Below are 24,045 nucleotides of genomic sequence, written 5' to 3' on the forward strand. Positions count from 1 at the left end.
AACGAGAACGGGAACGGGAACGAGAGGTCACGGTTTCGGAATCCAGAGCTCGGCGTTTCGGTCTTCCGGTTTACCCGTACCGTCCTGCTGGAGCCAGCCCGACGTCAAGTCGACGACGCCACCTCGACGGCCTTGGTTTGCCACCGGATCGCCATCGACCGAGAAGTCGACGGTGTGCGTCCTCATCATGAGCCAACCGTTGTCCTGATCGTAGATCTCCACGACGCGGAACTGGTGCGGGAAGTCGGCAATCGCCGAGGTCATGACCTCCCACCAAGCGTGGCCGTTCGTGGGCGCGACCGAGCGAATGCGGTTCTCGTGCGAGTGACCGACCATGCTGAAGACCACGTTCGGATACCCGCCGACGAAGGCAGCCCACGCGTCGGGCAAGATCGCGTCGGTTTCGACTTTGCCGAACGCTCCACCGTTGTTCGTCAGGTTCGTCTGCGAGTGATGGGACGCGAGGATGACCCACTTGCCGTCGGCCTTGGCCTTGTCCAGCAAAGGCTTGATGACGCGATCGACTTCGCTCTGTGTGATGACGCCTTCGGCTCCGCCCGTCTCGTGCGCCGTGTCGATCACCACGAAGCGGAAGGAGGTCCCCTCGACGTCGAACGAGTACGTCGCTCGACCACTCGCCTTCTCGGCGGCCCCGAGGCCGTGACCGTCCTTGTCGGCCAAGACGCGCGTCATGAGATCCGTACGCGAGAGGAGCGCACGGCGCGGATCGGCGACGATGGTCCCGGTGACGATCGCGCCGCCCTGCGTGTAGTCGCGCGTGCCCCCCTGCGCGATGTCACCGATCGCCACGTCACGATACTCCGTGATGTCGAAGTTGCCTTGCACGAGGACGTCGTGATTGCCCGTGACCCAACGCCAGGGCATCGCGAGACCGTCGGCCACGAAGGGGTCTTTGCCATCGTTGTCCGGCCCGGGAACGATGTCGTCGTCGTGGCCCGAATCGCACTTCACGGGCGCGCCACCGGACAGAATGCCGAGCGCCCAATCGACCTCGTTCGTCTGGGCGCTGTCGGCGTTGTCACCGCCGAGGATCGTGAACGCGAAAGCGTCCTTGCGGTGCAGGGCATTGATCGAGCGCACCGCCGCATTCGTCATTCGGCAAAGATAGGGGTCCTCCGGGCGAAGCGCTCCCGACGTGAGATCGGCCGAATCGATGAATCCAACGCGCGTGGGCGACTCGTCGTCGGCGAGCTGCAAGTCCGCGAGGTGGACGTACCGGACGAGACGCTTCGCATTCGGCCCTGGCGCGGGCGGCGTACTCCCGTCGACGACGCGCGTGGCGTACGGCACGCCCGGACCAGGCGCGAGCTCACCGAATCCACGATTCAGATAGTCCGTCAGTGACGCCGGTGAAGCCGACGGATTCGGGCCGTCCTTGTAAGACTGACGCGGCGTGGTCGGCACCAGCGTCTTGTCGAGCGTCGTCGGCACGTCGGTGAGGACGGGAAGTGGCGAGGGCGCTGGCCGATCAACCGGGGTCCCATTCGTCGGTTCGTCCGACGACGAAGAACATGCCAATGCCAAGAGAAGAGGAAGAACGACGAGTCCCGCGCCGCGAACCATGGCGGGAGTGTAACATCGGCAAGGCGGTCACGAGACGGGCTTGCCGTAGCCCCGAACGCGATAAATCCAGCGACCGAACCACTCGTGGATGGCGCCCTCGCTGACGGAGAGGAACTTCGCCCTCGGCAAGAGGCCCAGGTCGAACGGCCGTTCGTGCGCGCGGTAGTCCACCGGCAAGTAGTCGGCCTGCATTCCCACCGCGGCGAAGCACTCCCGTGAGCGCGCCATGTGGAAGGCGCTTGTCACGACGAGCACACGCGAGAGCCCGCGCGCTCGGACGATCTCTTCGCTGTAGACTGCATTTTCGTGCGTGTTGCGCGCCCGGTCCTCCACGATGACGCGTGACGGCGCAATGCCCCACTCCTCGAGTTGTCGAGCGAGGTAGCGCGCCTCACCGACGGCTTCGTACTTCGGCGAGACCGCCGCCCCCGACACGATGGCGAACTTGGCCTTGCCGTCGGCGAGGAGGCGGTGCGTCATGACGAGGCGCTCGACATTGTCGTTGTACGCCGGCTGGCCTTCCTCGAACGTCACGATGTCGTCGGTCACGCCGCCGAGAAGGATCACCGCATCATAGACGACGTCGTCGTGGAAACTCGACGGGGCGGAGTGCTCGAGCCGAAAGAGCAGCGCGTTCGCAACCGGCCCGCTACCGAAAAGAACGAGGATCCCGAGAGCGAGCGCTCCACAGAGACGCCGACGGTTTTCATGCCGCAGTCCGTTCCGGCGCAATGGGATCGCGAGAGCAAGCAGCACGATGGCCCAGCACAAGGGACTGAGGAAGACATCGAGCAGCTTCGACAAGAAGAAGAACACGCGGCCACCTTACACTCGAACCGCAGAGCCAACGAAACGTCCACGGTGATACGCTCGACCTATGTTCGAGTCTGCCGAGCTCGGTCAGAAGATCGACGACGCCACGTTTTCCAAGGAGGTCGTGAAGCTCCGCGACGCGCTCCTCCAAGCGCAATACGAGCTGCTCGAAAAGAAGAGCTTTGCGCTGGTCGTCCTCGTCAACGGCGTCGAAGGAGCCGGCAAAGGCGACGCCGTCAACGTGCTCAACGCGTGGCTCGATCCGAGGCACGTCAAGAGCCACACGTTCGGCGCGCCCACCGAGGACGAAGCCCAGAGGCCGCACATGTGGCGCTTCTGGCAGGCGCTTCCGCCAAAGGGCGAAATCGGGATCCTCTTCAACAACTGGTACACCGACCCGATTTCGTGCCGCCTGCGCGGCGACATCGACGCCGGCGAGCTCGCAACGGACATCGAACAGATTCGCCAGATGGAGCGAATGCTCATCGACGAGCAGTCGCCCGTGCTGAAGCTCTGGTTCCACCTCTCGAAGAAGGCGCAGGGGAAGCGACTCGAGACTCTCGAGAAGAACAAGCTCACCGCCTGGCGGGTCACCGAAGAGGATTGGAAGACACACAAGCAGTACGATCGCTTGCGGAAAGTCAGCGAACGCGTTCTGCGCGAGACGAGCACCGGCGAGGCGCCCTGGATCGTCATCGACGGCTCGGACGACAACTACCGTTCGGTGACCGTCGGACGCGCTGTGCTGAACAGTCTCCGGCGCGGACTCGAGCAGGCCGACGCCGTCGAACGCGCCAAGAGGAGACACGCGAAGACCACCAACGGCAAGGCGAAGGGCGTGATGGCGCCGCTCGTCCAGACCGTCGACACCACGCGCATCCTCACTGATCTGCCGTTCAAGGAGCGCCTCTCGAAAGAGAAGTACGCAACGAAGATCGAGGAGGTGCAGGGCCGGCTGAACAAGCTGAGTCGCTCGCGCCACATGCGCGATCACTCGGTGGTGGTGGTGTTCGAAGGGATGGACGCGGCCGGCAAAGGCGGCGCGATTCGTCGTGTCACGCAGGCCCTCGATGCGCGCTACTACGGCGTCATTCCCATCGCCGCGCCGACGGACGAGGAGAAGGCGCATCCGTACCTCTGGCGATTCTGGCGGCACATCCCGCGTCGTCGCCAATTCGTCATCTACGACCGCTCTTGGTACGGGCGCGTCCTCGTCGAGCGCGTGGAGGGCTTCGCGGAAGAGGCCGCGTGGACGCGCGCCTATACCGAGATCAACGAGTTCGAAGAAGAGCTCGTCGAAGCGGGCATCGTCATCGTGAAGCTCTGGCTCGCCATCACCAAGGAGGAGCAGCTCAAGCGCTTCAAGTCGCGCGAGAAGACCCCGTTCAAGCAGTACAAGATCACGCCCGACGACTGGCGCAATCGCAAGCGGTGGGACGACTACACCGAGGCGGCGAGCGACATGATCGACCGCACGAGCACGTCGTCGGCACCGTGGACCGTCATCGAAGCCAACGACAAGCAGCTCGCGCGCGTGAAGGTGATCGAGACGATCTGCGACCGACTCGAAGCTTCGTTCTGACCGGTGACCGGCGTCCTCGGACGCCTCTCGCGCGTGTCCCCGTGACCGGCGTCCTCGGACGCCTCTCGCGCGTGTCCCCGTGACCGGCGTCCTCGGACGCCGCGCGAGCGAAGCGAGCCCACAAAAACAAGAAGGCCGCGTTGCGCGAGCTGCGCGACGCGACCTTCTCAGCGCTCAGAGACTAGGCTCAGCGACCACGCGAGCCGAAGCCACCACCGCTACGGCCACCACGACCGCCGCCGCCCTCGCGACCGCCACGGCCGCCGTCGCGACCACCACGACCGCCGCCGCCGAAGCCGCCGCCGCCGAAGCCGCCACCACCGCCACCGAAGCCACCGCCGCCGCCGCCGAAGCCACCGCCACGACCGCCGCCGCCGAAGCCACCACCGCCACCACCGCGGGGACGCTCTTCCGCCTCGTTGACGCGGATCGAGCGACCGTCGATGTTCGCACCGTTCATCGTCTCGATGGCCTTCTTCGCCTGCTCCGGCGTGGCCATCGTGACGAAGCCAAAGCCACGCGAACGGCCGCTCTCGCGATCCGTGACGACGTGGGCATCCGTGACCTCACCGCTGCCAGCAAAGGCCTGGCGAAGCGTCTCCGTGTCGGTCTCGTAGGACAGGTTGCCTACGTACAGGCGGGAGCTCATCTCGAGTCAGCTTTCTACGGCTCACGCGTCCACTTTCCAAAATCCACCACCCGCGTGAGCCGTTCCGAGGAATCGGGAGGGAGACCTGCGCAGCTAGCTGCGCCTTTCGTACGAATCAATCTGTCGCTAGTCGAATCCACATTGCGCGTCTGCGAGTCGTGCCCGATCCCTCGTAGAGAGTCTCGATCCGTGCCCGTGAGACGTCGTCGTGAGAGTCCAGAATAGCAGTGCGGGTATCGCCGGCAAGTGTGTTCGAGCAAGCCACGTCCGCCGCATGAGCTGGAAATTCATAGACTTTTCGGACTCAAGCCTTCCCTGACTGAAGCGCGACTCATCCAAGCGAGCAGTCCGGCGCCAATTCGGACGTCGTCGGCTGGAACCTCGACCGTGCATTTGCTTCGTCGTAGAGCCCCCCAAGTCACCTCGGCCCCCCCTCCGGACATCACCCTTGAGGTCGCGGTCTTGGACGCCCATCACGTACACGTCGTTGCGCGGGCGATGACGGTTCGCGTGCAAACTCTTGCACCAAGGTAGCGCTGAAGGTGGGGAGGTCCCCGGGCTTGCGGCTCGTCACGAGGCCTTGATCGACGACGACCGGCTCGTCGACCCACTCGGCTCCCGCGTTGACGAGGTCCGTCTGGAGCGAAGGCCACGACGTCATCTTCCGCCCCTCGACGACGCCGACGTCGATGAGGAGCCAGGGCGCGTGACAGATCGCTGCGACCGGCTTCGCAGCGGCGAAGAAACTTCGAACGAAGCTCTTCACGTCGGGCATGAGCCGTAGCTTGTCGGGATTCATCGTGCCACCAGGAAGCAGGAGCGCGTCGTAGTCGCTCGTGTCGGCTTCTGCGATCGGCACATCGACGTCGATCGTGTCGCCCCAGTCCGTGTGGTTCCATCCCTTCACGAACCCCTTCGTGCCGGGCGCGATCACGTCACACCGCGCGCCTTCGCTCTCGAGCGTCCCCTTCGGCTTTTTGAGCTCGTCTTGCTCGAATCCGTCGGTGACAACGATGGCGATTCGCTTTCCCTCGAGCTTCCCAGGCATCACGTCTCCTTCCCGGCGCGCTGTGCGAAGGAGAGGCCAAGAACGGTCGTCCTCGCGTCTCCTCTGCGGCGCGAGACGACGCGCGAAAGGACGAGCCGGAGCGCTTGCGTTAGCCTGCGACCGTGAAGCTGCTCCTGCTAGCTGGGTTCTGTGCGTCGACCGTCCTCTGCATCGCAGCCGTGACGGCCTGTGCGAGCGACGCATCCTCCCCCTCCTCGTCGACCGACTCCGAAGACGACGCGAGCGCCGAGACGACGAAACCGAAGGGCGATGCGGGGCGAACCGATGGCGGCGACGCGAGCGGCACTGCCCTCTCGACGTGCGAGCAGACGAGGAGCTACTTCGAGGACTGCGCGCAGGAACTGACGTGCGGCAACGATTTCGACACGTGGTGTGCAGCGAACGATCAGGCCATCAACAGCGATGCCTTCCGACGCGCTGAAGCGAAGTGCCTGACGAAGGCGAACTGCGACGGCAACGATCGACGAGCTTGCGAGTACGGCTCGTATGCTACGGCCACGCCGACGACCGCGCAGAAAGCCATCGTCGAAGCCTATTGCGCGACGTGCGAGCCCGACGACGCGGCGGGCTGCGCGAAGAGGCAGACCACGTACAACTCGGCCGCCGGGCCGAAGAGCGTCTCCGATCTCTTCGTGGCCGCGTGGGAGCTTGCCGATCCGTTGGTCGACGAGATTCGCACGAAGTGCACGGGCGATGCCCTGGACGGCGGAGCGGGAGACGCAGCCGCTTGCGCCAAGGCATTCTCGCTGTGCGCGGGCGACATCTACATCGCCAAGCTCCCCGAGTGCCCCAAGTAGACGCGACGAACCTTAGACGGCGATGCCGAGGACACGTCGCATCACACGCTGAGCCACGGCGAGCGAGTGGTACTCGTCGAGGTACTGGTAGCCGCCGGCACGAACCCGCTCGCGAAGCGAACCGTCACGAACGAGCCGCTCGACGCGCTCGGCAAAGCCCTGCTCGTCTTTGGCGATGAGCGCTTCGCGGCCGTCTTCGAGCGGAAGACCGAAGGCGCCGTCGGGCGTGGTGACGACGGGCATGCCCGCGCGGAAGCCTTCGAGCATCTTCACGCGGACGCCCGAGCCTCCGAAGACCGGAGCGAGCATGCCGAACGAACGCTGGTAGAGCGGCTCGAGGTCGTCCATGAAGCCGATGGTCTGGACGCCGGGCACCTTCCACGCTTCGGGCACGGGCAACGCACCGGACGCATCGGGCTTGAGCCCCACGCCCGCGATCTCGAACGTGGCATCGGGGATGCGCGCGCGCACGAGCGGCCAGACCTTCTGGCAGAACCAATCGAGGCCGGCGACGTTCGGATGCCAGCGTAGGTTGCCGACGTAGCAAAGGTTCGGACGCGAAGGCGCCGGACGCGCCTTGCGCTCGAACGCCATCACCATCGGAACGACCTCGGCGCGAACGCTTGCCAGCGAATCGAAATGGCGCGCGTCTTCCTTGGAGATGGCGACGACCGAGTCGACGCCTCGGAGCGCGGTCTTTTCGAACCTCGCGCTCGCCTGCCATTCGGCCTGCGCGACGAGCTTCTTGGGGCCCTTCTTCTGCGCGGCAAACTGCTTGAAGAAATCGCTCTCGACGTTGTGCTGGTCGAGGACGACGTGCGCGCGCGGGCGCTCGGCGTCGATGTCACCGAGGTAGCGGGCCATGCCGAGATGGTCGATGTACACGACGTCGACACGGCGCTCGCGCAGCTCCTCGCGAAGGAGTCTCCGAAGACGACGCGAGTCCCACTTTCCCGCGAGATACGGGACGCCTCGAAGCGCGCGCAGCGCCACGACGCGCGGGACGAAGCGCTTGAAATCGAACAGGTGGACGGGGTGGAAGACCGGCGGGAGCACCGTGAGCTTCGGAATCGCCGACGCGAGGGCGCGGCGATCCTCCGCGGAGACGGCCTTCTCCGCCACGCTCAACATGGTGATGGCCTCGACCTCGGGAAGCGACGCGAGGATGCGCAGCTGCGAGACCGTTCTCACCGAGCCACCGCTCGTGGCGGGCCACGGAAACTCCGTCGTCAGGTGCAGGACACGCATCGCGAAGCTCACGCAGCGTAGCCGATCGAGGGCCAGCCGTGTATTGTCGAACGTCTCATGCGACGCGTGAGCATCGACGGTCTCTTCTTCGACGACGTCACCACCGAGGAAGCTACGGGGCGCATCGTGGAGCTTGCCAAGCTGCGCGACAAACCGCGCTACGTTTGCACCGGCAATCTCGATCACCTCGCGATCGCAGAGAGCGACGAGGAGTTTCGCAACGCCTACGAGCGGGCCGATTTCGTCGTGGCGGACGGCGCGCCCATCGTCTGGCTCTCGAAGCTCGGTGGCCAGGCGCTCAAGGAGCGCGTTGCCGGAAGCGATCTCTTCTGGACGCTCGGTCGAGCTTCCGCCGAGACGGGAGTAACGCTGTTTTTCCTCGGTGGCGCGCCGGGATCGGCCGACGCAGCCAAGGGCGTGCTCGAGAAGCGCTACCCCGGCACGAAGATCGTCGGCACCTACTGCCCGCCGTTCGAGACGTTCGGCACGCAAGAAGAGCAGGACCGCATCGCGGAGCGCGTGAAGGCGGCCTCGCCGGACATCCTCCTCGTCGCGTTCGGCGCACCGAAGCAGGAGAAGTGGATCGCCAAGAACCGCGAGCGGCTCGGCGTCCCCGTCGCGATCGGTGTCGGCGGCTCGTTCGAGATGGCCAGCGGCATGCTCAAGCGTGCCCCGAAGTGGATGCAGCGCGCCGGTCTCGAGTGGGCTTACCGCTTCGCCCAACAGCCGCGCCGTCTCTTCTCGCGCTACATCGTGCGCGACGTTCCGCACTTGGCGAAAGCGGCCGCACGTACGGTCCGCGAGCGGATCGCGCCTCGCGTGTAAGGCGCCGCCTGAGGCGCGTTGGCTCGCTCGGCGGATGCCCGAGTCGTGCTACGCATCCAGGCAATGATGCTTCGACGCCTGGTTCTCGCGTTCTCGTTCGCATCGCTCGTCGCCTGCGCCCCGAGCGCAACTCCGTCGTCGACGCCTTCGATCAAGACCGCGAACGCGACGACGCCCACCGGCACGCCGACCGGCGATGGCAGCTTCACGCACGTCACGCAGATCCAGCTCTCGCCCGCCCTCCGCGCGATCGTCGATGCGCCCGATCGTGATGCCGACGACAAGAAGCTCGACGAAGGCCGCAAGCCCGGCGAGCTCTTGGCCTTCGCCGGCATCAACAGCGGAATGAAGGTCGCCGAGCTCGCGGCAGGCGGCGGGTACACCACCGAGCTGCTCGCGCGCGCGGTGGGTCCGACTGGCGTGGTCTACGGGCAAAACAGCCCCACGATCCTCGAGAAGTTCGCGGAGAAACCGTGGGCTGCGCGCCTCGCAAAGCCCGTGAACAAGAACGTCGTCAAGGTGACGCGCGACTTCGACGATCCGCTACCGCCCGAAGCGAAGGACCTCGACGCGGTCGTGATGGTGCTCTTCTACCACGACACCTACTGGATGAACGTCGACCGAGCGAAGATGAACGCCAACATCCTGAGGGCGCTCAAGCCTGGCGGAAAGTTCATCATCGTCGACCACAGCGCGCGCGCCGGAACGGGCAGCACCGAAGTCAAGACGCTCCACCGCGTCGACGAGGCGCTCGTGCGCGACGACCTCACACACGCCGGCTTCCGACTCGCGACCGACGCCGACTTCCTGCGCAACCCCTACGACAAGCGCGATTGGAACGCCTCGCCGACGGCCGCCGCCGAAAAGCGGGGTACGAGCGACCGCTTCGTGCTCGGCTTCGTGAAGCCATAGTCGCGGGGGCGCGCGCGGGTTTCGTGTGGTCGGGCTTGCGGTTTTCTGCAAGCTCTCCCGGCGTCGCCCTGCCCAATGCTCAATCCGCCGCTAGAATTGTCGCATCTCTGGTCCTCACGGCCCTCCTCGAGTAGAAGACCGGTCCAGTCAGGAGCCCTTCGGCCTCTGATGTGGTTTACGGCCTAAGCACGGCTGATCATGGCTGTTTCCGACGTTCGCTACGCACCCACGCCCCTCGCGATTCCGGCCCCGAAGCAGCCGATGCTGACCGGGTGGGGCCGTTTGCCGGCTCCGGGAGCCGAGATCCTGACGGAAAATCTGGAGCGCTCGACCCAAGGGGCCGTTCTCTCCCGTGGCCTCGGGCGTTCCTACGGGGACTCGTCGCTTCCGGCCAGCCCGAGCGACAAGGTCGTGGGTACGCGCCTCGCGAACCGCATCCTTTCCTTCGACGAGGAGACGGGAGAGCTCGTCGGTGAGGCCGGCGTCAGCCTCGCCGAGATCGTGCGTCTCCTCACGCCGCGCGGCTGGTTCTCTCCGGTCACGCCGGGAACGAAGTTCGTCACGCTCGGCGGCATGGTCTCGAGCGACGTCCACGGCAAGAACCACCACTGCGAAGGCTGCTTCGGCGCTCACGTGAAGAGCCTGAAGATGCGCCTTGCGGACGAGAGCATCGTCGAGTGCTCGCCGGAGCAATACTCCGACCTGTTCTATGGAACGATCGGCGGCATGGGCCTCCTCGGCCACATCCTCGAGGTCCGCTTCACGATGCAACGCATCCCCAGCCAGTGGATCTGGATGGAGAGCGAGCGCGTCGACAACATCGACGAGTTCCTCGCCGCGCTCGGCAAAGCGGCGCCTTCGTGGCCGATGACGATGGGCTGGATCGACTGCCTGAACACGGGCAGCTCGATGGGCCGTGGCATCCTCATGGCGGGCCGCTGGGCAACGGCGGAAGAATCGCGCTTCAAGCGGGTTCCGGAAGGGCGCGAGGTCACCTTCCCCGTCGATCTGCCGAACTGGGCGCTCAACCCCACGACCGCGAAGCTCTTCAACACGGCCTACTACTGGAAGCACATGGCCAAGCGGATGGAGGGCCTGGTCACGCCAGACACCTTCTTCTACCCGCTCGACGCCATCCTCGAGTGGAACCGCGCGTACGGCCCGCGTGGCTTCACCCAGTACCAGTGCGTGATTCCTCGCGCGGCCGGCGCGCCGGCGGTGCGTGAGTTCATGAATCTCCTGACCAAGCTCGGAGGGGCCTCGCCTCTCTGCGTGATCAAGGACTGCGGCCCCGAAGGACAGGGCGTCCTGTCGTTCCCGCTCGAGGGCACGTCGATCGCGATCGACATGGCGATGTCGGCCGATCTCCAGCGCATCGTCGACCGCCTCAACGAGTTCGTGATCGCCACGGGCGGCCGCATCTACCTCACGAAGGATCGCTTGACGCGATCCGATCATTTCCGCGCCATGGAACCCCGGCTCGACCGCTTCTTCGCACTTCGCGAGAAGTACGATCCGGGTCGGCGCCTGCGCAGCGCACAGTCCAAGCGCCTTTTCGGTGATCCAGGATGAAGGCCGTCGTTTTCGGTGGAACTACGGGTATGGGACGCGCCATCGCGCGTCGTCTTGCAGAACGCGGCGATTCCGTCTTCCTCATGGGGCTCGACACGGAGGACCTCGCGCGGAGCGCGGCGGATCTCCGTGAGCGCAATCCCAACCACACGGACGTCGGCTACGCCGTCTGCGATCTCGAACATCCCGAGAGCTTCGCCCCCGCACTCGATGCAGCCGATGCTGCGCTCGGAGACTTCGACACCGTCATCGTGACGGCGGCGATGTACGCCACGCAGGATGCGCTCGAAGCCGACGTGGAGCTGACACGACGGCTCGTCACCGTGAACTACGCGAACACGGTGGTCTTCTGCGAGCACGCACGAAAGCGGCTCCTGCCCCGCCAAGGTCGCCTCGCGGTCTTCTCCTCCGTCGCCGGCGATCGCGGGCGCAAGCCGGTCGCGATCTATGGCTCGTCGAAGGGCGGCCTGTCCGTCTACCTCGAAGCGCTCGATCACAAGTTCCACGCTCAAGGCCTCTCGGTCACGTGCGTGAAGCCCGGCTTCGTGAAGACCGGGATGACGGCGGGCCTCAAGCCGCCGCCGTTCGCAGGCGAGCCGGAGCAGGTCGCCACCGACGTCATCCGCGCGATCGACAACCGAAAGCCCATGGTCTACACGCCGGGCATCTGGGCGCTCGTGATGATGGTCATTCGATCGCTGCCGCGCTTCGTGATGCGCAAGATCGGATTCTGAGGGCGAACCCTCGCGGGCGGCATTGGTATAGTCCGCCCATGCAACGCGTCCTCGTCCTCGGAGCCACGTCCGCCATCGCCGCCGAAGTGGCCGAAATCCACGCTCGTCGTGGTGACCGACTTCATCTCGTCGGCCGCAACGCCGAGAAGCTCGAAGCGGTCGCGCAGCGCTGCACCGGCGCAACGAAGGTCACCACCGAGCGCGCGGACTTCGCCGATCTCGACGCGAACGAGGCCCTCGTGAAGCGCGCCATCGAAACGCTCGGTGGCGTCGACGCAGCCCTCGTGGCCCACGGCGACCTCGGCGATCAACTCGCCAGCGAGCGCTCGTTCAAAGACGCAGAGACGTCGCTGCGCACGAACCTCCTCAGCGTCGTATCGCTCCTCATTCCCCTCGCGAACGAGATGGAATCGGCGCGCCACGGACGGCTCGGCGTCATCACCTCGGTCGCGGGCGATCGCGGACGGCCGCGCAATTACACGTACGGCACCGCGAAGGGCGCGCTGAACGTGTATCTCCAGGGCCTCCGCACCCGCCTCTATGCGTCGGACGTCACGGTGACCACGCTCAAGCTCGGTCCGGTCGACACGCCGATGACGCGCGACCACGCGAAGAACGTCTTCTTCGGCAAGACCAAGCCGGTCGCCGAAGGCATCGTTCGCGCGATGGACGCGGGCGTGCCCGAGGCCTACGTCCCCTCGTTCTGGCGAGCGATCATGACGGTCGTGCGGAGCACGCCAGAAGCGCTCTTCCAGCAGCTTCCGTTTCTCTCCGGTCGCTGAGAGAACCTCACTTCGCGGCGCGCTCGTTGCTCGCGACCAACTCTTCGAGCAGCTGGCGTAACGCACGCGCGTTCGCGGCGCCGAGTCGACGCGCAATCGAGGCGTCGTGCTCGACCTTCACATCGTGCGCGGCGGCCGTGAACCGACGACCGGCCGGGCCTAGGACGACGAGCGTGACGCGCTTGTCGTCAGGGCTGGGCTCGAGCGAGACGTAGCCTTTGGCCTCGAGCTTCTTCACTTCGCGAGCGCAAAACTGCTTGGTGGTCCCTGTCGCGTCCGCCAGTGCCTGGATGCTGCTCGGGCCTCGGACCTTGAGCTCGCCGACGAGGCGCATCTCCGGCGGCCCGATCTTGTCGAAGCCGCGAGCGCGAAGGGCAACGACCATCGACTCCTTCTCTCGTTGAGCTGCGATCGAGAGGAGCGTGAGGATCGGAGGCTTCTCGGCAGACTTCGACACCGCAGGTGACGATAGTGCCGGTCCGTGCAGAGGGGAAGGTTCACGGTCGTCCGATGCTCGGGCACAAGGGGTCCCCCTTGAGGCAGTCGCCGCCCGGCACGTCTCCTCCTCCGCCTCGATGGTTGTCGCGCGGTCCCTGGGCTCCCGTTCCGCCCTTGCCCCGCGGAGGCCCGCTCCGGCCGTCGGGCGCCGCTTTCAGACGGTCCTTCAAGGACGCGACCTCGCGCTCGGCGTCGCGCAGTCGGGCTTCGAGGCCCTCTTTGACGCGCCCGAGGTCGTCGACGCGCCGCGACAGCTCGGTCACCTTCTCGGCCCCTTCGCCGACGACGCGGTCGCGCTCGGAGATCTGCCGTTCGGTACTCGGCTTGATGCTCCCCACGTAGACCGCCGTGGAGGCCACGAAGGCGAGCACGACGCCCGCGAGGCCGCTGCCGACGATCGGCAAGACGGCAACCTTCGGCGTCTGTTCGATCCGCAGCCGCGCGAGCTCCCGTTCGTGCGCGCGTTCGCGCTCGGCTTCTTCCGAACGCGTGCGCGCTTCGACCTCGATGCGCGCCTGCTCGACGGCCGCCCGGCTGACGGCCTCACGACGCGCAACCGATTCGAGCTCGCGGAGACGGGCACGTTCGCGCTCCTCGGCGTCGGTCTTCTCTTTCGCGATGCGCGCTTCGTCGGCGCGTCGTTCCGCTTCGAGCTTCGCCGCCTGCTCGGCCCGTCGCCGAGCTTCCTGGGAGGCTTTTTCCCGCGCGATCCGGTCGTCCTCGAGCTTCATCAGCTCGCGGAGAGAAAACGTAACGCTCTCGTCGCGGCCATCGGTCATGAACTACCTCGATGATGGTCGGACCCGAAGACGTCACACCGCCTTGGGTGAAATCGTCCGCTTCGGTCGTTTCGGCTGCGGCGATCAGACGATCCCGAGCGCTTCGGCGACGCGCTCGTACGATCTCTTGCGCTCGGCGTGGTCGTGCACCGCCGTCATCACCATCAGCTCGGATGCCCCCGACTCTTCGACGAGACGCCGGAGAGCGTCGCCGACGCGCGCCTTGTCACCGACCACACCGTGAGCGCGGTGATGCTCGAGAAGCGCCCGTTCGTCGGCGTCGTAGGCATACGCGCGAGCCTCGTCGACGGTCGGCAGCGGGCGATCGCGGAAGCCCTGGCCAAAACGAATGGCCGAGAGCTCGGAGCTCGACGCGAGCTCTTCGGCATGCGGATCGGTCATGCCGCAGACGACGGGCAGGGCCACGATGGCGTGGGGTTCCGTACGTGCTGCGGATGGACGGAACTCTTCGAGGTAGCGACGAACCGCTCGCGTGGTCCCCTCGGGATTCATGTGATGAGCGAACGCGTATCCGAGCCCGCGTTCTCCCGCGAACGACGCGCTCTGCTCGCTCGACCCGAGAATCCAGAGCGGAGGCGCCTGCACGCCCGCCGGCACGGCCTTCATCGGACCAAAGGGCACGTTTGGGTCAGGCTCCTGATCGAGCCAGCCACGAAGCTCGGTGACTTGCGCGGGGAAGGCCTCGTCGCCGAGAAGCTCGCGCGAGCGTCGGAGCGCAAGTGCCGTCTTGGGATCCGTTCCTGCGGCGCGACCGATACCGAGATCGATGCGGCCCGGAAAGAGTGCCGAGAGCACACGGAAGACTTCGGCCACCTTCAGCGAACTGTGGTTCGGCAGCATGATGCCGCCCGCTCCGACGCGAATCGTTCGCGTGACGGCGGCAACCTGCCCGATCATGATCTCGGGCGCGGAGCACGCGAGCGACGAGGCGTTGTGATGTTCGGCGAGCCAGTAGCGTGTGAGCCCCAGCGCATCGGCGTGACGCGCGAGATCGAGCGTGTTCTGGAGTGCAACGCTCGCCGAAGCCCCCGCCGGCACGGGCGTCAGGTCGAGGACCGACAGCAACGTCATGCGCGCGCCCTACTCGGCAGGTTCGCCTTCGCCGGGCTTGGCTTCGAGATGAGGGCGAACCGCGGCCACGAGCTGTTCGGCGTTGAAGGGCTTCGTGAGGTAGCCCGTGCAACCGGCGCGGTAGCCGATCTCCATCTTGAGGGCCTTGCCCTGCGTGGTGACGAGGATGATCGGGATGGCCTTGGCTTCTTCGAGCTCGCGGAGTCGCCGGCAGGTCTCGAAGCCGTCCATCTTCGGCATGATGACGTCGAGCAGGACGAGATCGGGCTTCTCGCGGACCACGACTTCGAGAGCCTCGAATCCATCGCGCGCGGCGACGGTATCGAATCCGGCTTCTTCGATCATCGTTCGCTCGACCATCAACGTGGTTCGGGAGTCGTCGACGACCATGATCTTCTTGCGACCCACGAAAAGATGCTAGCGCCCGAACGCAGCCAAATGGCCACGTTTTGCGTCATCGCTCTGTAAAAACGTCCGGCGAGCACGGCTGTCGTCATCGTCGAACGTGGCGAGCGACGCATCGATCCACGACCAAGTGGTAGCGTGAGGTGGCGATGTTCGTCGGCAGGCGAAGAGTGGCTGTCGTGTCGCGCAACGCTGGAGAAATCTTGGGCCGGGCAAGGCTTGCCTGGTCGATCTAGCGACCGCCCGTTCCAGCCCTACTCGTAGAAGCTTCGCCTCGAGCCTCTCGCTATCCCTGTCCGCACGCGGCGATCGTCTCGCGCGCTCACGAACTCGGCGCAAGGCGGGCGCCAGTAGGTTCCGGCTCCTCCGGCGGCGCCGGCAAGAAGCTGAGGAGGGTTGCCGTGACCACCAACGCCGCCGGCCCCAAGAACGACAGGAACTGCATCTTGCTCGCGAGCGGCACCATCAGCGCCGCCCCTACGACGAAGGCAGCGATCTTTCCTGCGCGAAGCGCAGCTGCTTGGAGGGCATCCCTGCGCGCGCTGCCGACCGCGAAGAACGCCGTCGCGAGTTGAACGCCGAAGTCCGTCGCTGGTCCGGTGAGATGCGTGGAGCGAACCGCGAGGCCGGTGCTCGTGGCGACAGCGGCGTTCTGCAAGCCCATGGCAAAGCCGAGAAGCGCGAGGAGGACCATCGTGGTCGGCTCGTCCGTGGTCCCACCACCGAAGGGACCGAACACACCTGCCTGACCAGCGATGGCGACGGCGATCAGCAGTCCAGCGACGATCACGAGCGGTAGCGCGTAGAGCGGTCGCTGCTGCCGCAAGTATCGGCGCTCAATGGCAATGGCCGACGACATCGCCCCTGCAATGAAGGCGAGCAACAGGAGCGCGGAGTCACGAAGCAGCGTGGTGCCCGTCTCGAGGCTGAGCTGCATCGCATTGCCCGTGACGTGCGAGACGAATCGCTCGCACGCGAAGAAGCCGCCCGCATTCACCGCGCCAGCCGCCATCGAAAGCATGAGCCAGCTCGGCATGTGCCGGAGCGAATGCACCGAGCCGCGATCGTGCAAAGCGAGCATTCGGCGGTCTCCCGCGAATGCGTCATGCAGGGACGATGACAACGAAGCAGGAGCTCGGGCCGACGCAACGAGTGGCAGGCGCCTCTAGCTCCCCGTGCATGCGAATTCGGGCGATTAGACGTGGGCTTCGGCGACGCGCGCCTCGGCCGCAGCCGCGTCCGGCGCGGTCTTCGCCTGGAGCATCGGGCGGAAAGCGCTGCGGTACGACCAAGCCAGGAACACCTCGAGCGCGACGCAGATGATCGGCAGGACGAGACCGCTCGGCGCGAGGAAGAGGTGGAACGCGAAGATGTTCACGACGACCGGCGCGAGAAGAGTGAGCGCGAGCGGAACGAAGCGATTCGAGAGCAGCAGGATCGAGGCCGCGACCTCCGTTCCCTTGATGAGGGGGAACATGTAGCCCGTCGCGAAAAGCGCCCCGGCGAACGCCGCCGGCGGTCCGCTCATCGGAGGCTGCGGGAGGAAATGGAGGAAACCATTCAGACCGAAAACGAAGAAAATGAGGCCCAAAAGGACCCGCCCCACCGTGGACGCTTTGTTCTTCACGACGACACCTCCGAACTTCCCATTCGGATGCCGCTTCCGAATAGGAAGTTGTTAGGAAAGTCGAACGCGCAGGCTCTTTTTTTTTGAGACGGAGCCCTCATACTCCTCGCTGTGCAACATTCCCCCGCCCTCTGCGCGACTTACCTCGCCGCCATGGAGGTGCTAGCGCGACCGTGGACGGGGATGCTGATCGCCGTCCTCGAAGACGGGCCTCTTCGGTTCAGCGAGATCGGTGAGCGCATTCCGTCGATCGGCGACCGCATGCTCGCCGCGCGCCTCAAGGACCTCGAATGCCGGGGTGTCATCGCGCGCAGCGTCGACGCAGGACCGCCCGTCCGCGTCAGTTACACCCTCACCGACGTGGGCCGCGGCTACAAGGACGTCGCCAACGCGCTCTCGAAGTGGGGGAAGATGATTCTCGAGAGCGGCGGTCCCTGCCCCAAGACCTCGGGGGCGGAAGCGAAGGGCGCTTCTTCCAAAGCCGCGCGACCGCGTCGCGACGACTGAACTCGGCTAACCTGATCGCCATCAACCTCGAGGCGCCGACTCATCTCTCGTCGCTCTTCCTCTCCCACCTCGCGAAGCAGCCGCGCGCAGCCATCGTGAACGTCGAAGTGGGCTTCGGCTTCTCGGAGGCCTCGCGTCGAGCGTCGCGGGAGCAGCTCGACGAAACCTTTCGTCGGATGAACGCGGTCTTCGAGAAGTGACGCTCAGCGCTCGCCGGCGCTCGTCCGCAAACAGTACTTGAGCGCTTCGTACATCGTTCGGACGGTGTGGACGCTGCCCATGTCGACGTCGAGCATGGTCACCGTCTGAGCGACCGCGGGTTGGATCCCGCACACGACGGCCTCCGATCCGATGAGCTCCACGGAGCGGAAGAGCTGCATGAGATGTTGGGCGGTACCGGTGTCGAGCGCGTCGACGCCGGTGAGATCGACGACGGCGAAGCGCGCACGCTCGGCGATGATGGCCTGGAGCAACGTCTCGGTCATCTGCGCCGCACGCGACGTGTCGACCGCACCCATGATCGGCATGCAGACGACCCGATCCCAGATCTTGAGGATGGGCGTGCCGAGCTCTCGAATCGTCGCCGATTGACGCTCCACGACGGCGAGCTGATCGCGCAGATCGCGCTCGGCTTTGGCGCTCTCGGAGGCGTCCGACCAGACCGACAAGATGCCCTGCTGGACGCCGTTGACGTCGCGCAAGGGCATGCACTTCATGTCGATGACGACGTGCGCGTCGGCGGTGGTCGCGTCGTAGGGCCCGCGATACGTGGTGGTCTCGCCGTTCTCGAGGGCTCGCGCGATCGACGGCGCAATGCGCTTGTCCTTGATCTTGCGGACGTCGAAACGATGGAGCCGTTCGCGCGTCGAGCCGACGAACGAGGCGAAGGCCACGTTGCAATCACGGATCAGGAAGTCGTTGCCGACCGTGACGACGCCGACCGGCGATTGCTCGAAGAGGACGCGAAAGTGTTCGGCGTCCGAGAAAAAGGCTTCCGAGGGCGTGCTGCTCATGAGGGCGACCCGGCCGAACCGGAGGTTCTAGCGCACCACGCTCGCACCGTTCCGTCACGGCAAAACCGCAAGCGCAGCCGTGACCGGAGGTGGTCAGCCGTCTGTTCGCTCATGCCTCGAAACACGTGCGCCCCTGCTCGTCCTGCGAACAGAACGAGAGGGGCGCTTCGTGATGGCGCCGCGAGCGAAGCGGCGCTTCAGCGATTCACTTGCAGTGCGCGACGCAGTCGTTCTGCCACGTCATGCAGGGTTCCGACGCCTGGCACGCCGTGCCAACCGCCTGGACGCACTTGCCACCCTGAGCGATCGAGGTGTTGAGACAATCGCTGCACGCCTGAGGCACGCTCGTGCTGTTGGGGTCCTTGCAGACGGTGTCGCCACATTCCGTCGCGCAGGCGGGGCTCGTGCCCTCACACGCGCACTTGAGAACCGCCTCGAGAACGACGGTGTAACCGTCCTCGTGGTTCGTCGCGCAGCACTCTCCGCACTTGTCCTTCGCCATGGCGAAGCATGCGTCGTCGGGCGAGCCGGTCGACGAATCCTTGTCCGTCGTGCTGGAGTCCTTCGTGCTGGAGTCCTTGCCGGCGTCCTTGACGGAGGCTTCGGCTTCTTCGTCGCCCGCATCACCCGAGACGACCGTGGTCGTCGAAGAGGAACAGGCCACCGCGAGGGCGAGCAGGGAAGCGAGCGAGGTCACGGCAACGAAGAACGGGATACGCATGGTCGGGCTCCTTGAAACCCGGGTTCTTCACCTCAACCGGAGCGTAACGCAAGAGCTTTGCTACGGAGTAAGGCAAAGTAGACTCGTTTGTGACGCGCCGAAGGCGCACCCGGCCGCCACGAACGCAATTTCGGCAGGACGGTGGACGGGCACCGCCCGCAGATGAAGGGACGGTAACGAAGGCGTGAGCGGGGGGACGACCAGCCGGGCCACGCGGGACCTCCTGACGATGGGGAGGCGTCACGACGCCGACCGCGTGTGCGATGGGCCGACATGTCTGGCGCGTTGCATGGCAGGAACGCCACGAGGCGGCGAGCGCGTGTCACTTCGCCGAGCGGCTCGCGTCCACTGTGCGCTCTCACCACGGTCGGTTCGGCTCGTCGCCAGAACGCTCGATCACGTGGTCGGCGGCGAGAATGTGGAACGACCACGGTCGCGCGATCGTGCATTCTGCATCTTTGGCGATGACAGGATGTTGACGAGCTCGCGCGTCGTGCCGCGGATCCCTTCGTCATTCCGCATGGCACACTGCTTGTAACGACGTGAGCGCCCATGCGCGCGACCACGCTCCTTGTCGCGGCAAGCGTCGCGGCGGGTGTCGCCATTGTCGGATGTTCATCGGATTCACCGGAGGTGAGAGCCGTTGGGCTCGCCCTCGACGCCGGCATTCGCGACGTTCGAGACGCCGCACCGATGGGAGATGCAACAGTCGAAGGCGGAATTCCTGGTGCCCAAGCGTGCGCTCCTGTCTCGAGCACATCGCGGTGCAAGACCAGAAATGAAGCGAGCGTCGTGCGAGGAACCGCACGTTTCGATCCGAAGGCGCGTGTCACCGGCTCGGCGATGCCCGCCCTCGCGATCTTTCTCCGGCATTCCTTCGTCTACGTCGAAGGTGAGAATCGGTTGGGCGGGCGACTGCACGCGCTGAAGCGTGTCGTGCTCGAACGCGAGCAGCTCCGAACCGGCGTGGTCCCGTTCGAAATCGACATGTGCGAGCTCGACGTCGCGGCGTGGAGCGAAGAGAACGGGACATTCAATCTCGTCGTCATACTCGACGAGAACGACGCTCACGACGTGGTCACCGCGAGGGATGGATACGCGTACCAGATGCCGAAGGTGGGCGAGCTCGCGAAGCTGATCTCCGGCATCGAGATCAGCTGTCACGGCACGTCGCCATGCATCGACGTCCCACTCGACTGCAACGACGGCATCGGCTGCACGAACATCACGCCAATCGAGCACGTCACCTGCCGACTACCGTCGTGCGCGAGCGACATTTCGTTTTGCGCAAGCGCGATCCCCGACCAGGCGCCTGCTCCCAGCCCCGACAGTGGCACGCGAGCCAGCAATACGGGTCTCTGAGGCCTCGCTCACGAGGCCACATTGCATCGAATCGGCGTCTCGTCCGTCCCACATGCGATGGCTGGTTTGGCTTCGGAAGTGGGACCGGTAAGGTAGACGCGATGGCCCAAGCGTCCCTGTGCGTGCGTTGCGGCGCGCCGTTGCCACCGTCGAACGCGGATTCCGTGGCGTGCCCGTTCTGCGGAACGACGAACGTGGTGCGTGCTCACGTGCCAATGGCTGAGGTTCGCCAGGCGGTCCGCGACGTCCTCTACGAAGATCGAAATTGGGGCGGCATCCCCGATGCCTTCCAGCGTCCGCCCGGGCCGGCGCAACCACCCTACGTCTCGGCGAGACGCGCGCCCGGTGTACCGCCTGGAGCCATCGTCATCATCACCGCGGCCGCGGTCGTGCTCTCGCTCTTCGTGACCGCCGTTCTCCTTATCGGCGGCCGCCCGAAACGTACGACGCAACCGATCCAGGTCCCGCCGCCGACGGTGTCGCCTACGCTCGCCAAGTCTCAGCCCATCGTCGAGACGTGGGGACAGCTCTCGGCCATCACGGTCGACGAGCAAGGCAACGTGATCGCGTCCATCGGCCCGAAGCTCGTCAAGGCGGACGGCCGCTCGCTCACGCAGATTTGGGCCGTCGCTCGTCCCGAGAACTCCGGACGGAACCTCTTCACCACCAAAGGCGATTGGATCTCCGTCGCCACCGACAACGACATCTCGTTCTTCGACGCGAAGACGGGCGTCGCGTCGGGCACGTTCCGCTTCAAAAACGGTGGCATCCTCGAAGGCTCCTGCGCGGTCGGAAAGAGCGACGTCATCGTCTACGTGCTCGGTGACGGCACGATGCGCTTCAATGCCAACACGGCGAAGAAGTCCACCGGCGCCGATACATGCAAGCTACAGGAAGAGTTCCGCTGCGGCCCCGGCCAGACGTGCGGCTGGGAGCGTTGGACCAAGGGCGATCTCGACTGCCGCTACGTCCTTCGCGCGGGGAACGATGTCTATCGAGTCTGTGAGGCCGACGATGGGACCAAGCAGACCCTCATCGTCCGCTTCGATGCCCAGGGCAAATCGAAGTGGAGGGCCCCGGCGGAGGTCCGCAACTTCATGGGCGTGGTCGACGGCGTCCTGATTGCGAGCACCGACGGCGCGAGGAACGTGTCCGCCTTCGAACTCGACACGGGCAAGCCGAAGTGGGTCAACAAGCTCAAGTATCAGAGCCCTGTCGTCGCGGACCAGACGCGCATCTATTACGGCTACGAGTCCACTCTCGTCGTGGCGAACAGCGCAGGCCAAGAGATTGCGCGCCTCGCGCCGCCGTCGAAACTCCCCAAGGCTCAGTAGCCAGCTTCACGCGAAGCGGGCGCGCCGGACCTCGAGAAGCCACGCCTGGAGCTCGCCCACGTTCGGGGGCTCCTCGGGGAGAACGCTCGTGGTATAGGCATCTTCGAGCCGTGAAAAGACCGCGTCGATGCGCGGTCGCCAGGACTCGAGGAGCGACGCGTCGATCCCCACGCGCTCGCCCGACCGCTTTCGCTCGATGAGCGAGCGAGCCTCGCCGAGGCCGTACTCGTCCATGATGCGCGAAAGGTCCGGTTCGAGCTCGCCGGTGCGGAGCAGGTGGACGCCCGTCAGCGCCGTACGGAACACGTAGAGCAGCTTCTTGGCGCTCGGCTCCTTCTCCACGAAGCGCAGCTGGCTGATGGCGAATCCGCGATAGTGCTGAAGCACGCGGCGGCTGAGCGAGCGCTGGACGAGCGGCCGCAGCTCGGCAAGCAGCGGGGACTCGAGCGGCACGGTGCGTCCGAGAATGCGCTCGATGAAGTTGCCATTGCCCTTGATGATGCCGCCCAAGGCGTGCGCGATTTCGTTCGACGTGTAGTCGATCTCGACTCCGTCGATGATTTGCGCGCGATCGAACGTCGTCGGCTTGGGTTGGAATCCGAGGAAGTCGGCCGTGTCGCCCACGTGGATGGCTTTGAGATCGAGATCGCTGTCGGGCGAGGGAAAGCCGTAGGCGTGAGCGCCGCTCAAGTAGACGACGAGATGCTCGCGTCGACGCTCTTCTTCGTCGAGCACGGCGTTCATCACGCGCGTCTGTTCGGGCACGAGCACGTCGAGAGCATGGCGAAGCGGTTCGCGGCGAGACATGAATCCTCGAAGAAACGAATACTACGAAATCGCTCGGCGGCGAGGCCATCTCCTCATTCGGACCAGACGACCTCGGGCGGTAGCGGCGCATCCTTTCCGAATGGCCCCGGTCGATTCGCCGCCCAACGTCGTGCGAGCTCTTCGCCAATCCGCCGGAGCACGGCGTCTGCCTTCGCCACGTCCGGGCGCGCCGGCAACGTCGATGCGTCGCGCGCCGACTCGAGGTCGGCCGCCATTCGTTCCGCCTCCGCGAGCACGTCGGCGAGGGGAACTTCCCCGCGTTTGATGGCGAGCAGCCGCAATCGCGTGGTGCCCGTCATTTCGAATTCCGGTGTTCCGTTGCGAAGCCAGCCGCCCGCCGTCACGAGGAGACGCACGAGGTTGTAGGCATTCTTGGGACGGAGCTCACGCGGCAGATCGAGCTCCTGCGCCTCTTGGCAAGCGAAGCGCACGAGCGCAGAAAACTCGTTCGACTCGAGGAGGCCCTGGTCGAAGAGTGATCGATAGAGGTCCTTCACGTAGCGCTTGGCCGCATGGATCCGATCGCTCTCGGTCGGCATGGCCCTCGTCGACACGCTGGAGAGACGAACGGCAACCTCGTCGAGAGAAAGATGCGGTTCGTCGCGCAGCCAGTCGAGGATGACGGCCCGGTGCTCGGCCAGCTTCATCGCTTGTTCGAGGCGACGGAGCTGCCCGAGCGCGTATCGACCGAACGTGCCGTAGATCTCGGTCGAAACGAACGCGTCGCGCGCGTCGAGGAGCCACTGCCCGACGTCGTCGAGAGCGCGAGCCCGAGGCACGAACAGCATCTCCAATGTATTTGGATCGGCGCGCAACGCCTGACGCAAGGCCTTGCCGACCGCCCAGTACGTCGAGCTGCCATCGGCACTGACGAGGTCTTCGGGCGGCGCGACGAGCCCCTGCGTCCATGGGAATGGCAGCGCGAAGACGCCCCGCCGGTCTTCGTCCGACGTCTCGTCCGAGAGGCCCCAGGCGCGGGAGCCCACCGTGGTTTCGAGCACCACGCATCCGTGAAGAGCTTCCCACGTGTCCGCACGACGGCGCGCGTAGAGTGCTTGGCCCACGCGCCGCGCGGAGAGCTCGGTGCGCGCATATCGGAGAACACCGATCCCCACCACCGTGACCTCGACCTCGTCACCATCGAGCTTGGTGACGCGGCCAATCGTCCCCTGCGGAACGCGGCGCTCGTCGACGATGCGGTCGACACGCGTGACGACCTCCGTGCCATGCGGAAGAGGCACGGCGCGAGGGTCGAGGTTCTGGAGGCGACGGAGACGGAGATCCACGGAACGAACTTCCTCGAAAGCGCGAC

At 65.7% G+C, this 24,045-nt stretch carries 25 protein-coding genes; 10 read left to right on the forward strand and 15 right to left on the reverse strand.

Going from position 1 to position 24,045, the window contains the following annotated elements:
• Window positions 1-27 precede the first annotated feature (27 nt).
• Together AKJ09_RS09455 and AKJ09_RS09460 are read right to left on the reverse strand one after the other, a co-directional pair.
• On the reverse strand, window positions 28-1,584 hold the full coding sequence (locus AKJ09_RS09455) for a metallophosphoesterase family protein (RefSeq protein ID WP_146646870.1): 1,557 nt from the start codon (window positions 1,582-1,584) through the stop codon (window positions 28-30).
• Between the two features lie 27 nt (window positions 1,585-1,611).
• Window positions 1,612-2,400 (reverse strand): YdcF family protein, encoded by a 789-nt coding sequence (locus tag AKJ09_RS09460; RefSeq protein ID WP_146646871.1) that lies wholly within the window; start codon window positions 2,398-2,400, stop codon window positions 1,612-1,614.
• Window positions 2,401-2,461: 61 nt separating this feature from the next.
• Here AKJ09_RS09460 and pap point away from each other — a divergent pair, with 61 nt between their 5' ends.
• Complete coding sequence (gene pap, locus AKJ09_RS09465) at window positions 2,462-3,979, forward strand: polyphosphate:AMP phosphotransferase (protein WP_146646872.1); 1,518 nt, start codon at window positions 2,462-2,464, stop codon at window positions 3,977-3,979.
• A 187-nt stretch (window positions 3,980-4,166) separates the two neighbouring features.
• Here the strand turns inward: pap and AKJ09_RS09470 are convergent, their stop codons facing one another.
• A complete protein-coding gene (locus AKJ09_RS09470; protein ID WP_146646873.1) occupies window positions 4,167-4,628 on the reverse strand; it encodes an RNA recognition motif domain-containing protein in 462 nt (153 codons plus the stop codon).
• A gap of 442 nt (window positions 4,629-5,070) precedes the next feature.
• Window positions 5,071-5,676, reverse strand: a complete 606-nt coding sequence (locus tag AKJ09_RS09475) for a type 1 glutamine amidotransferase domain-containing protein (protein ID WP_146646874.1) — start codon at window positions 5,674-5,676, stop codon at window positions 5,071-5,073.
• Window positions 5,677-5,798: 122 nt separating this feature from the next.
• On the opposite strand from AKJ09_RS09475, the gene AKJ09_RS09480 reads away from it, so the two are divergent.
• Window positions 5,799-6,494 (forward strand): hypothetical protein, encoded by a 696-nt coding sequence (locus tag AKJ09_RS09480; RefSeq protein ID WP_146646875.1) that lies wholly within the window; start codon window positions 5,799-5,801, stop codon window positions 6,492-6,494.
• 12 nt (window positions 6,495-6,506) lie between these two features.
• Here the strand turns inward: AKJ09_RS09480 and AKJ09_RS09485 are convergent, their stop codons facing one another.
• Window positions 6,507-7,754 carry a glycosyltransferase family 4 protein gene (locus tag AKJ09_RS09485; RefSeq protein WP_205633654.1) on the reverse strand — a complete coding sequence of 416 codons (1,248 nt, stop codon included), beginning with the start codon at window positions 7,752-7,754 and terminating at the stop codon, window positions 6,507-6,509.
• Between the two features lie 45 nt (window positions 7,755-7,799).
• On the opposite strand from AKJ09_RS09485, the gene AKJ09_RS09490 reads away from it, so the two are divergent.
• The 5 genes from AKJ09_RS09490 (at window position 7,800) to AKJ09_RS09510 (ending at window position 12,567) form a co-directional block, all read left to right on the forward strand.
• On the forward strand, window positions 7,800-8,567 hold the full coding sequence (locus AKJ09_RS09490; protein WP_146646877.1) for a WecB/TagA/CpsF family glycosyltransferase: 768 nt from the start codon (window positions 7,800-7,802) through the stop codon (window positions 8,565-8,567).
• A 63-nt stretch (window positions 8,568-8,630) separates the two neighbouring features.
• The gene (locus AKJ09_RS09495; protein ID WP_275936614.1) at window positions 8,631-9,479 is read left to right on the forward strand and encodes a class I SAM-dependent methyltransferase; all 849 of its coding nucleotides are present in this window, start codon (window positions 8,631-8,633) and stop codon (window positions 9,477-9,479) included.
• Window positions 9,480-9,677: 198 nt separating this feature from the next.
• Window positions 9,678-11,051: an FAD-binding oxidoreductase gene (locus AKJ09_RS09500; protein ID WP_146646878.1), complete on the forward strand. Its 1,374-nt coding sequence runs from the start codon at window positions 9,678-9,680 to the stop codon at window positions 11,049-11,051.
• Window positions 11,048-11,785: an SDR family NAD(P)-dependent oxidoreductase gene (locus AKJ09_RS09505; protein WP_146646879.1), complete on the forward strand. Its 738-nt coding sequence runs from the start codon at window positions 11,048-11,050 to the stop codon at window positions 11,783-11,785. Before AKJ09_RS09500 ends, AKJ09_RS09505 begins: the two co-directional genes overlap by 4 nt.
• Before the next feature lie 38 nt (window positions 11,786-11,823).
• Window positions 11,824-12,567: an SDR family NAD(P)-dependent oxidoreductase gene (locus AKJ09_RS09510; RefSeq protein ID WP_146646880.1), complete on the forward strand. Its 744-nt coding sequence runs from the start codon at window positions 11,824-11,826 to the stop codon at window positions 12,565-12,567.
• A 7-nt stretch (window positions 12,568-12,574) separates the two neighbouring features.
• Here the strand turns inward: AKJ09_RS09510 and AKJ09_RS09515 are convergent, their stop codons facing one another.
• From AKJ09_RS09515 to AKJ09_RS09540, 6 genes are all read right to left on the reverse strand, one after another.
• Window positions 12,575-13,024 carry a MarR family winged helix-turn-helix transcriptional regulator gene (locus AKJ09_RS09515; RefSeq protein ID WP_146646881.1) on the reverse strand — a complete coding sequence of 150 codons (450 nt, stop codon included), beginning with the start codon at window positions 13,022-13,024 and terminating at the stop codon, window positions 12,575-12,577.
• Window positions 13,025-13,064: 40 nt separating this feature from the next.
• The gene (locus AKJ09_RS09520) at window positions 13,065-13,844 is read right to left on the reverse strand and encodes a hypothetical protein (RefSeq protein ID WP_146646882.1); all 780 of its coding nucleotides are present in this window, start codon (window positions 13,842-13,844) and stop codon (window positions 13,065-13,067) included.
• A gap of 84 nt (window positions 13,845-13,928) precedes the next feature.
• Window positions 13,929-14,936 carry an LLM class flavin-dependent oxidoreductase gene (locus tag AKJ09_RS09525; RefSeq protein WP_146646883.1) on the reverse strand — a complete coding sequence of 336 codons (1,008 nt, stop codon included), beginning with the start codon at window positions 14,934-14,936 and terminating at the stop codon, window positions 13,929-13,931.
• A gap of 9 nt (window positions 14,937-14,945) precedes the next feature.
• Window positions 14,946-15,344, reverse strand: a complete 399-nt coding sequence (locus AKJ09_RS09530; RefSeq protein ID WP_146646884.1) for a response regulator — start codon at window positions 15,342-15,344, stop codon at window positions 14,946-14,948.
• Window positions 15,345-15,663: 319 nt separating this feature from the next.
• On the reverse strand, window positions 15,664-16,422 hold the full coding sequence (locus AKJ09_RS09535; protein ID WP_146646885.1) for a YoaK family protein: 759 nt from the start codon (window positions 16,420-16,422) through the stop codon (window positions 15,664-15,666).
• A 114-nt stretch (window positions 16,423-16,536) separates the two neighbouring features.
• Window positions 16,537-16,968: a DoxX family protein gene (locus AKJ09_RS09540; protein WP_146646886.1), complete on the reverse strand. Its 432-nt coding sequence runs from the start codon at window positions 16,966-16,968 to the stop codon at window positions 16,537-16,539.
• Window positions 16,969-17,121: 153 nt separating this feature from the next.
• Between AKJ09_RS09540 and AKJ09_RS09545 the strand changes: the two genes are divergently transcribed.
• Window positions 17,122-17,475, forward strand: a complete 354-nt coding sequence (locus tag AKJ09_RS09545) for a winged helix-turn-helix transcriptional regulator (RefSeq protein ID WP_146646887.1) — start codon at window positions 17,122-17,124, stop codon at window positions 17,473-17,475.
• A gap of 203 nt (window positions 17,476-17,678) precedes the next feature.
• On the opposite strand, the gene AKJ09_RS09550 is transcribed toward AKJ09_RS09545, so the two are convergent.
• Both AKJ09_RS09550 and AKJ09_RS09555 read right to left on the reverse strand, forming a co-directional pair.
• A complete protein-coding gene (locus tag AKJ09_RS09550) occupies window positions 17,679-18,488 on the reverse strand; it encodes an STAS domain-containing protein (protein ID WP_146646888.1) in 810 nt (269 codons plus the stop codon).
• A 205-nt stretch (window positions 18,489-18,693) separates the two neighbouring features.
• Window positions 18,694-19,209, reverse strand: coding sequence for a hypothetical protein (locus AKJ09_RS09555; protein WP_146646889.1), 516 nt, complete (start codon window positions 19,207-19,209; stop codon window positions 18,694-18,696).
• 792 nt (window positions 19,210-20,001) lie between these two features.
• On the opposite strand from AKJ09_RS09555, the gene AKJ09_RS52810 reads away from it, so the two are divergent.
• Entirely contained in the window at window positions 20,002-20,571 is a 570-nt protein-coding gene (locus AKJ09_RS52810; RefSeq protein ID WP_169927404.1) for a hypothetical protein, read from the forward strand.
• A gap of 101 nt (window positions 20,572-20,672) precedes the next feature.
• Window positions 20,673-21,905, forward strand: a complete 1,233-nt coding sequence (locus AKJ09_RS09560; RefSeq protein ID WP_169927405.1) for an outer membrane protein assembly factor BamB family protein — start codon at window positions 20,673-20,675, stop codon at window positions 21,903-21,905.
• Window positions 21,906-21,911: 6 nt separating this feature from the next.
• On the opposite strand, the gene AKJ09_RS09565 is transcribed toward AKJ09_RS09560, so the two are convergent.
• Complete coding sequence (locus AKJ09_RS09565) at window positions 21,912-22,712, reverse strand: nucleotidyltransferase domain-containing protein (RefSeq protein ID WP_146646891.1); 801 nt, start codon at window positions 22,710-22,712, stop codon at window positions 21,912-21,914.
• A 53-nt stretch (window positions 22,713-22,765) separates the two neighbouring features.
• Window positions 22,766-24,019: a DNA polymerase beta superfamily protein gene (locus AKJ09_RS09570; RefSeq protein WP_146646892.1), complete on the reverse strand. Its 1,254-nt coding sequence runs from the start codon at window positions 24,017-24,019 to the stop codon at window positions 22,766-22,768.
• Window positions 24,020-24,045: the final 26 nt, after the last annotated feature.

Source organism: Labilithrix luteola (assembly GCF_001263205.1).
Classification (GTDB): Bacteria; Myxococcota_A; Polyangia; order Polyangiales; family Polyangiaceae; genus Labilithrix; species Labilithrix luteola.

Coding starts and splice junctions, on each gene's coding strand:
- AKJ09_RS09455 (WP_146646870.1), bottom strand. CDS start 1,584: ATGGTTCGCGGCGCGGGACTCGTCGTTCTTCCTCTTCTCTTGGCATTG.
- pap (WP_146646872.1), top strand. CDS start 2,462: ATGTTCGAGTCTGCCGAGCTCGGTCAGAAGATCGACGACGCCACGTTT.
- AKJ09_RS09470 (WP_146646873.1), bottom strand. CDS start 4,628: ATGAGCTCCCGCCTGTACGTAGGCAACCTGTCCTACGAGACCGACACG.
- AKJ09_RS09475 (WP_146646874.1), bottom strand. CDS start 5,676: ATGCCTGGGAAGCTCGAGGGAAAGCGAATCGCCATCGTTGTCACCGAC.
- AKJ09_RS09490 (WP_146646877.1), top strand. CDS start 7,800: ATGCGACGCGTGAGCATCGACGGTCTCTTCTTCGACGACGTCACCACC.
- AKJ09_RS09495 (WP_275936614.1), top strand. CDS start 8,631: ATGATGCTTCGACGCCTGGTTCTCGCGTTCTCGTTCGCATCGCTCGTC.
- AKJ09_RS09500 (WP_146646878.1), top strand. CDS start 9,678: ATGGCTGTTTCCGACGTTCGCTACGCACCCACGCCCCTCGCGATTCCG.
- AKJ09_RS09505 (WP_146646879.1), top strand. CDS start 11,048: ATGAAGGCCGTCGTTTTCGGTGGAACTACGGGTATGGGACGCGCCATC.
- AKJ09_RS09510 (WP_146646880.1), top strand. CDS start 11,824: ATGCAACGCGTCCTCGTCCTCGGAGCCACGTCCGCCATCGCCGCCGAA.
- AKJ09_RS09520 (WP_146646882.1), bottom strand. CDS start 13,844: ATGACCGATGGCCGCGACGAGAGCGTTACGTTTTCTCTCCGCGAGCTG.
- AKJ09_RS09525 (WP_146646883.1), bottom strand. CDS start 14,936: ATGACGTTGCTGTCGGTCCTCGACCTGACGCCCGTGCCGGCGGGGGCT.
- AKJ09_RS09535 (WP_146646885.1), bottom strand. CDS start 16,422: ATGCTCGCTTTGCACGATCGCGGCTCGGTGCATTCGCTCCGGCACATG.
- AKJ09_RS09545 (WP_146646887.1), top strand. CDS start 17,122: ATGGAGGTGCTAGCGCGACCGTGGACGGGGATGCTGATCGCCGTCCTC.
- AKJ09_RS09550 (WP_146646888.1), bottom strand. CDS start 18,488: ATGAGCAGCACGCCCTCGGAAGCCTTTTTCTCGGACGCCGAACACTTT.
- AKJ09_RS09555 (WP_146646889.1), bottom strand. CDS start 19,209: ATGCGTATCCCGTTCTTCGTTGCCGTGACCTCGCTCGCTTCCCTGCTC.
- AKJ09_RS09560 (WP_169927405.1), top strand. CDS start 20,673: ATGGCCCAAGCGTCCCTGTGCGTGCGTTGCGGCGCGCCGTTGCCACCG.
- AKJ09_RS09565 (WP_146646891.1), bottom strand. CDS start 22,712: ATGTCTCGCCGCGAACCGCTTCGCCATGCTCTCGACGTGCTCGTGCCC.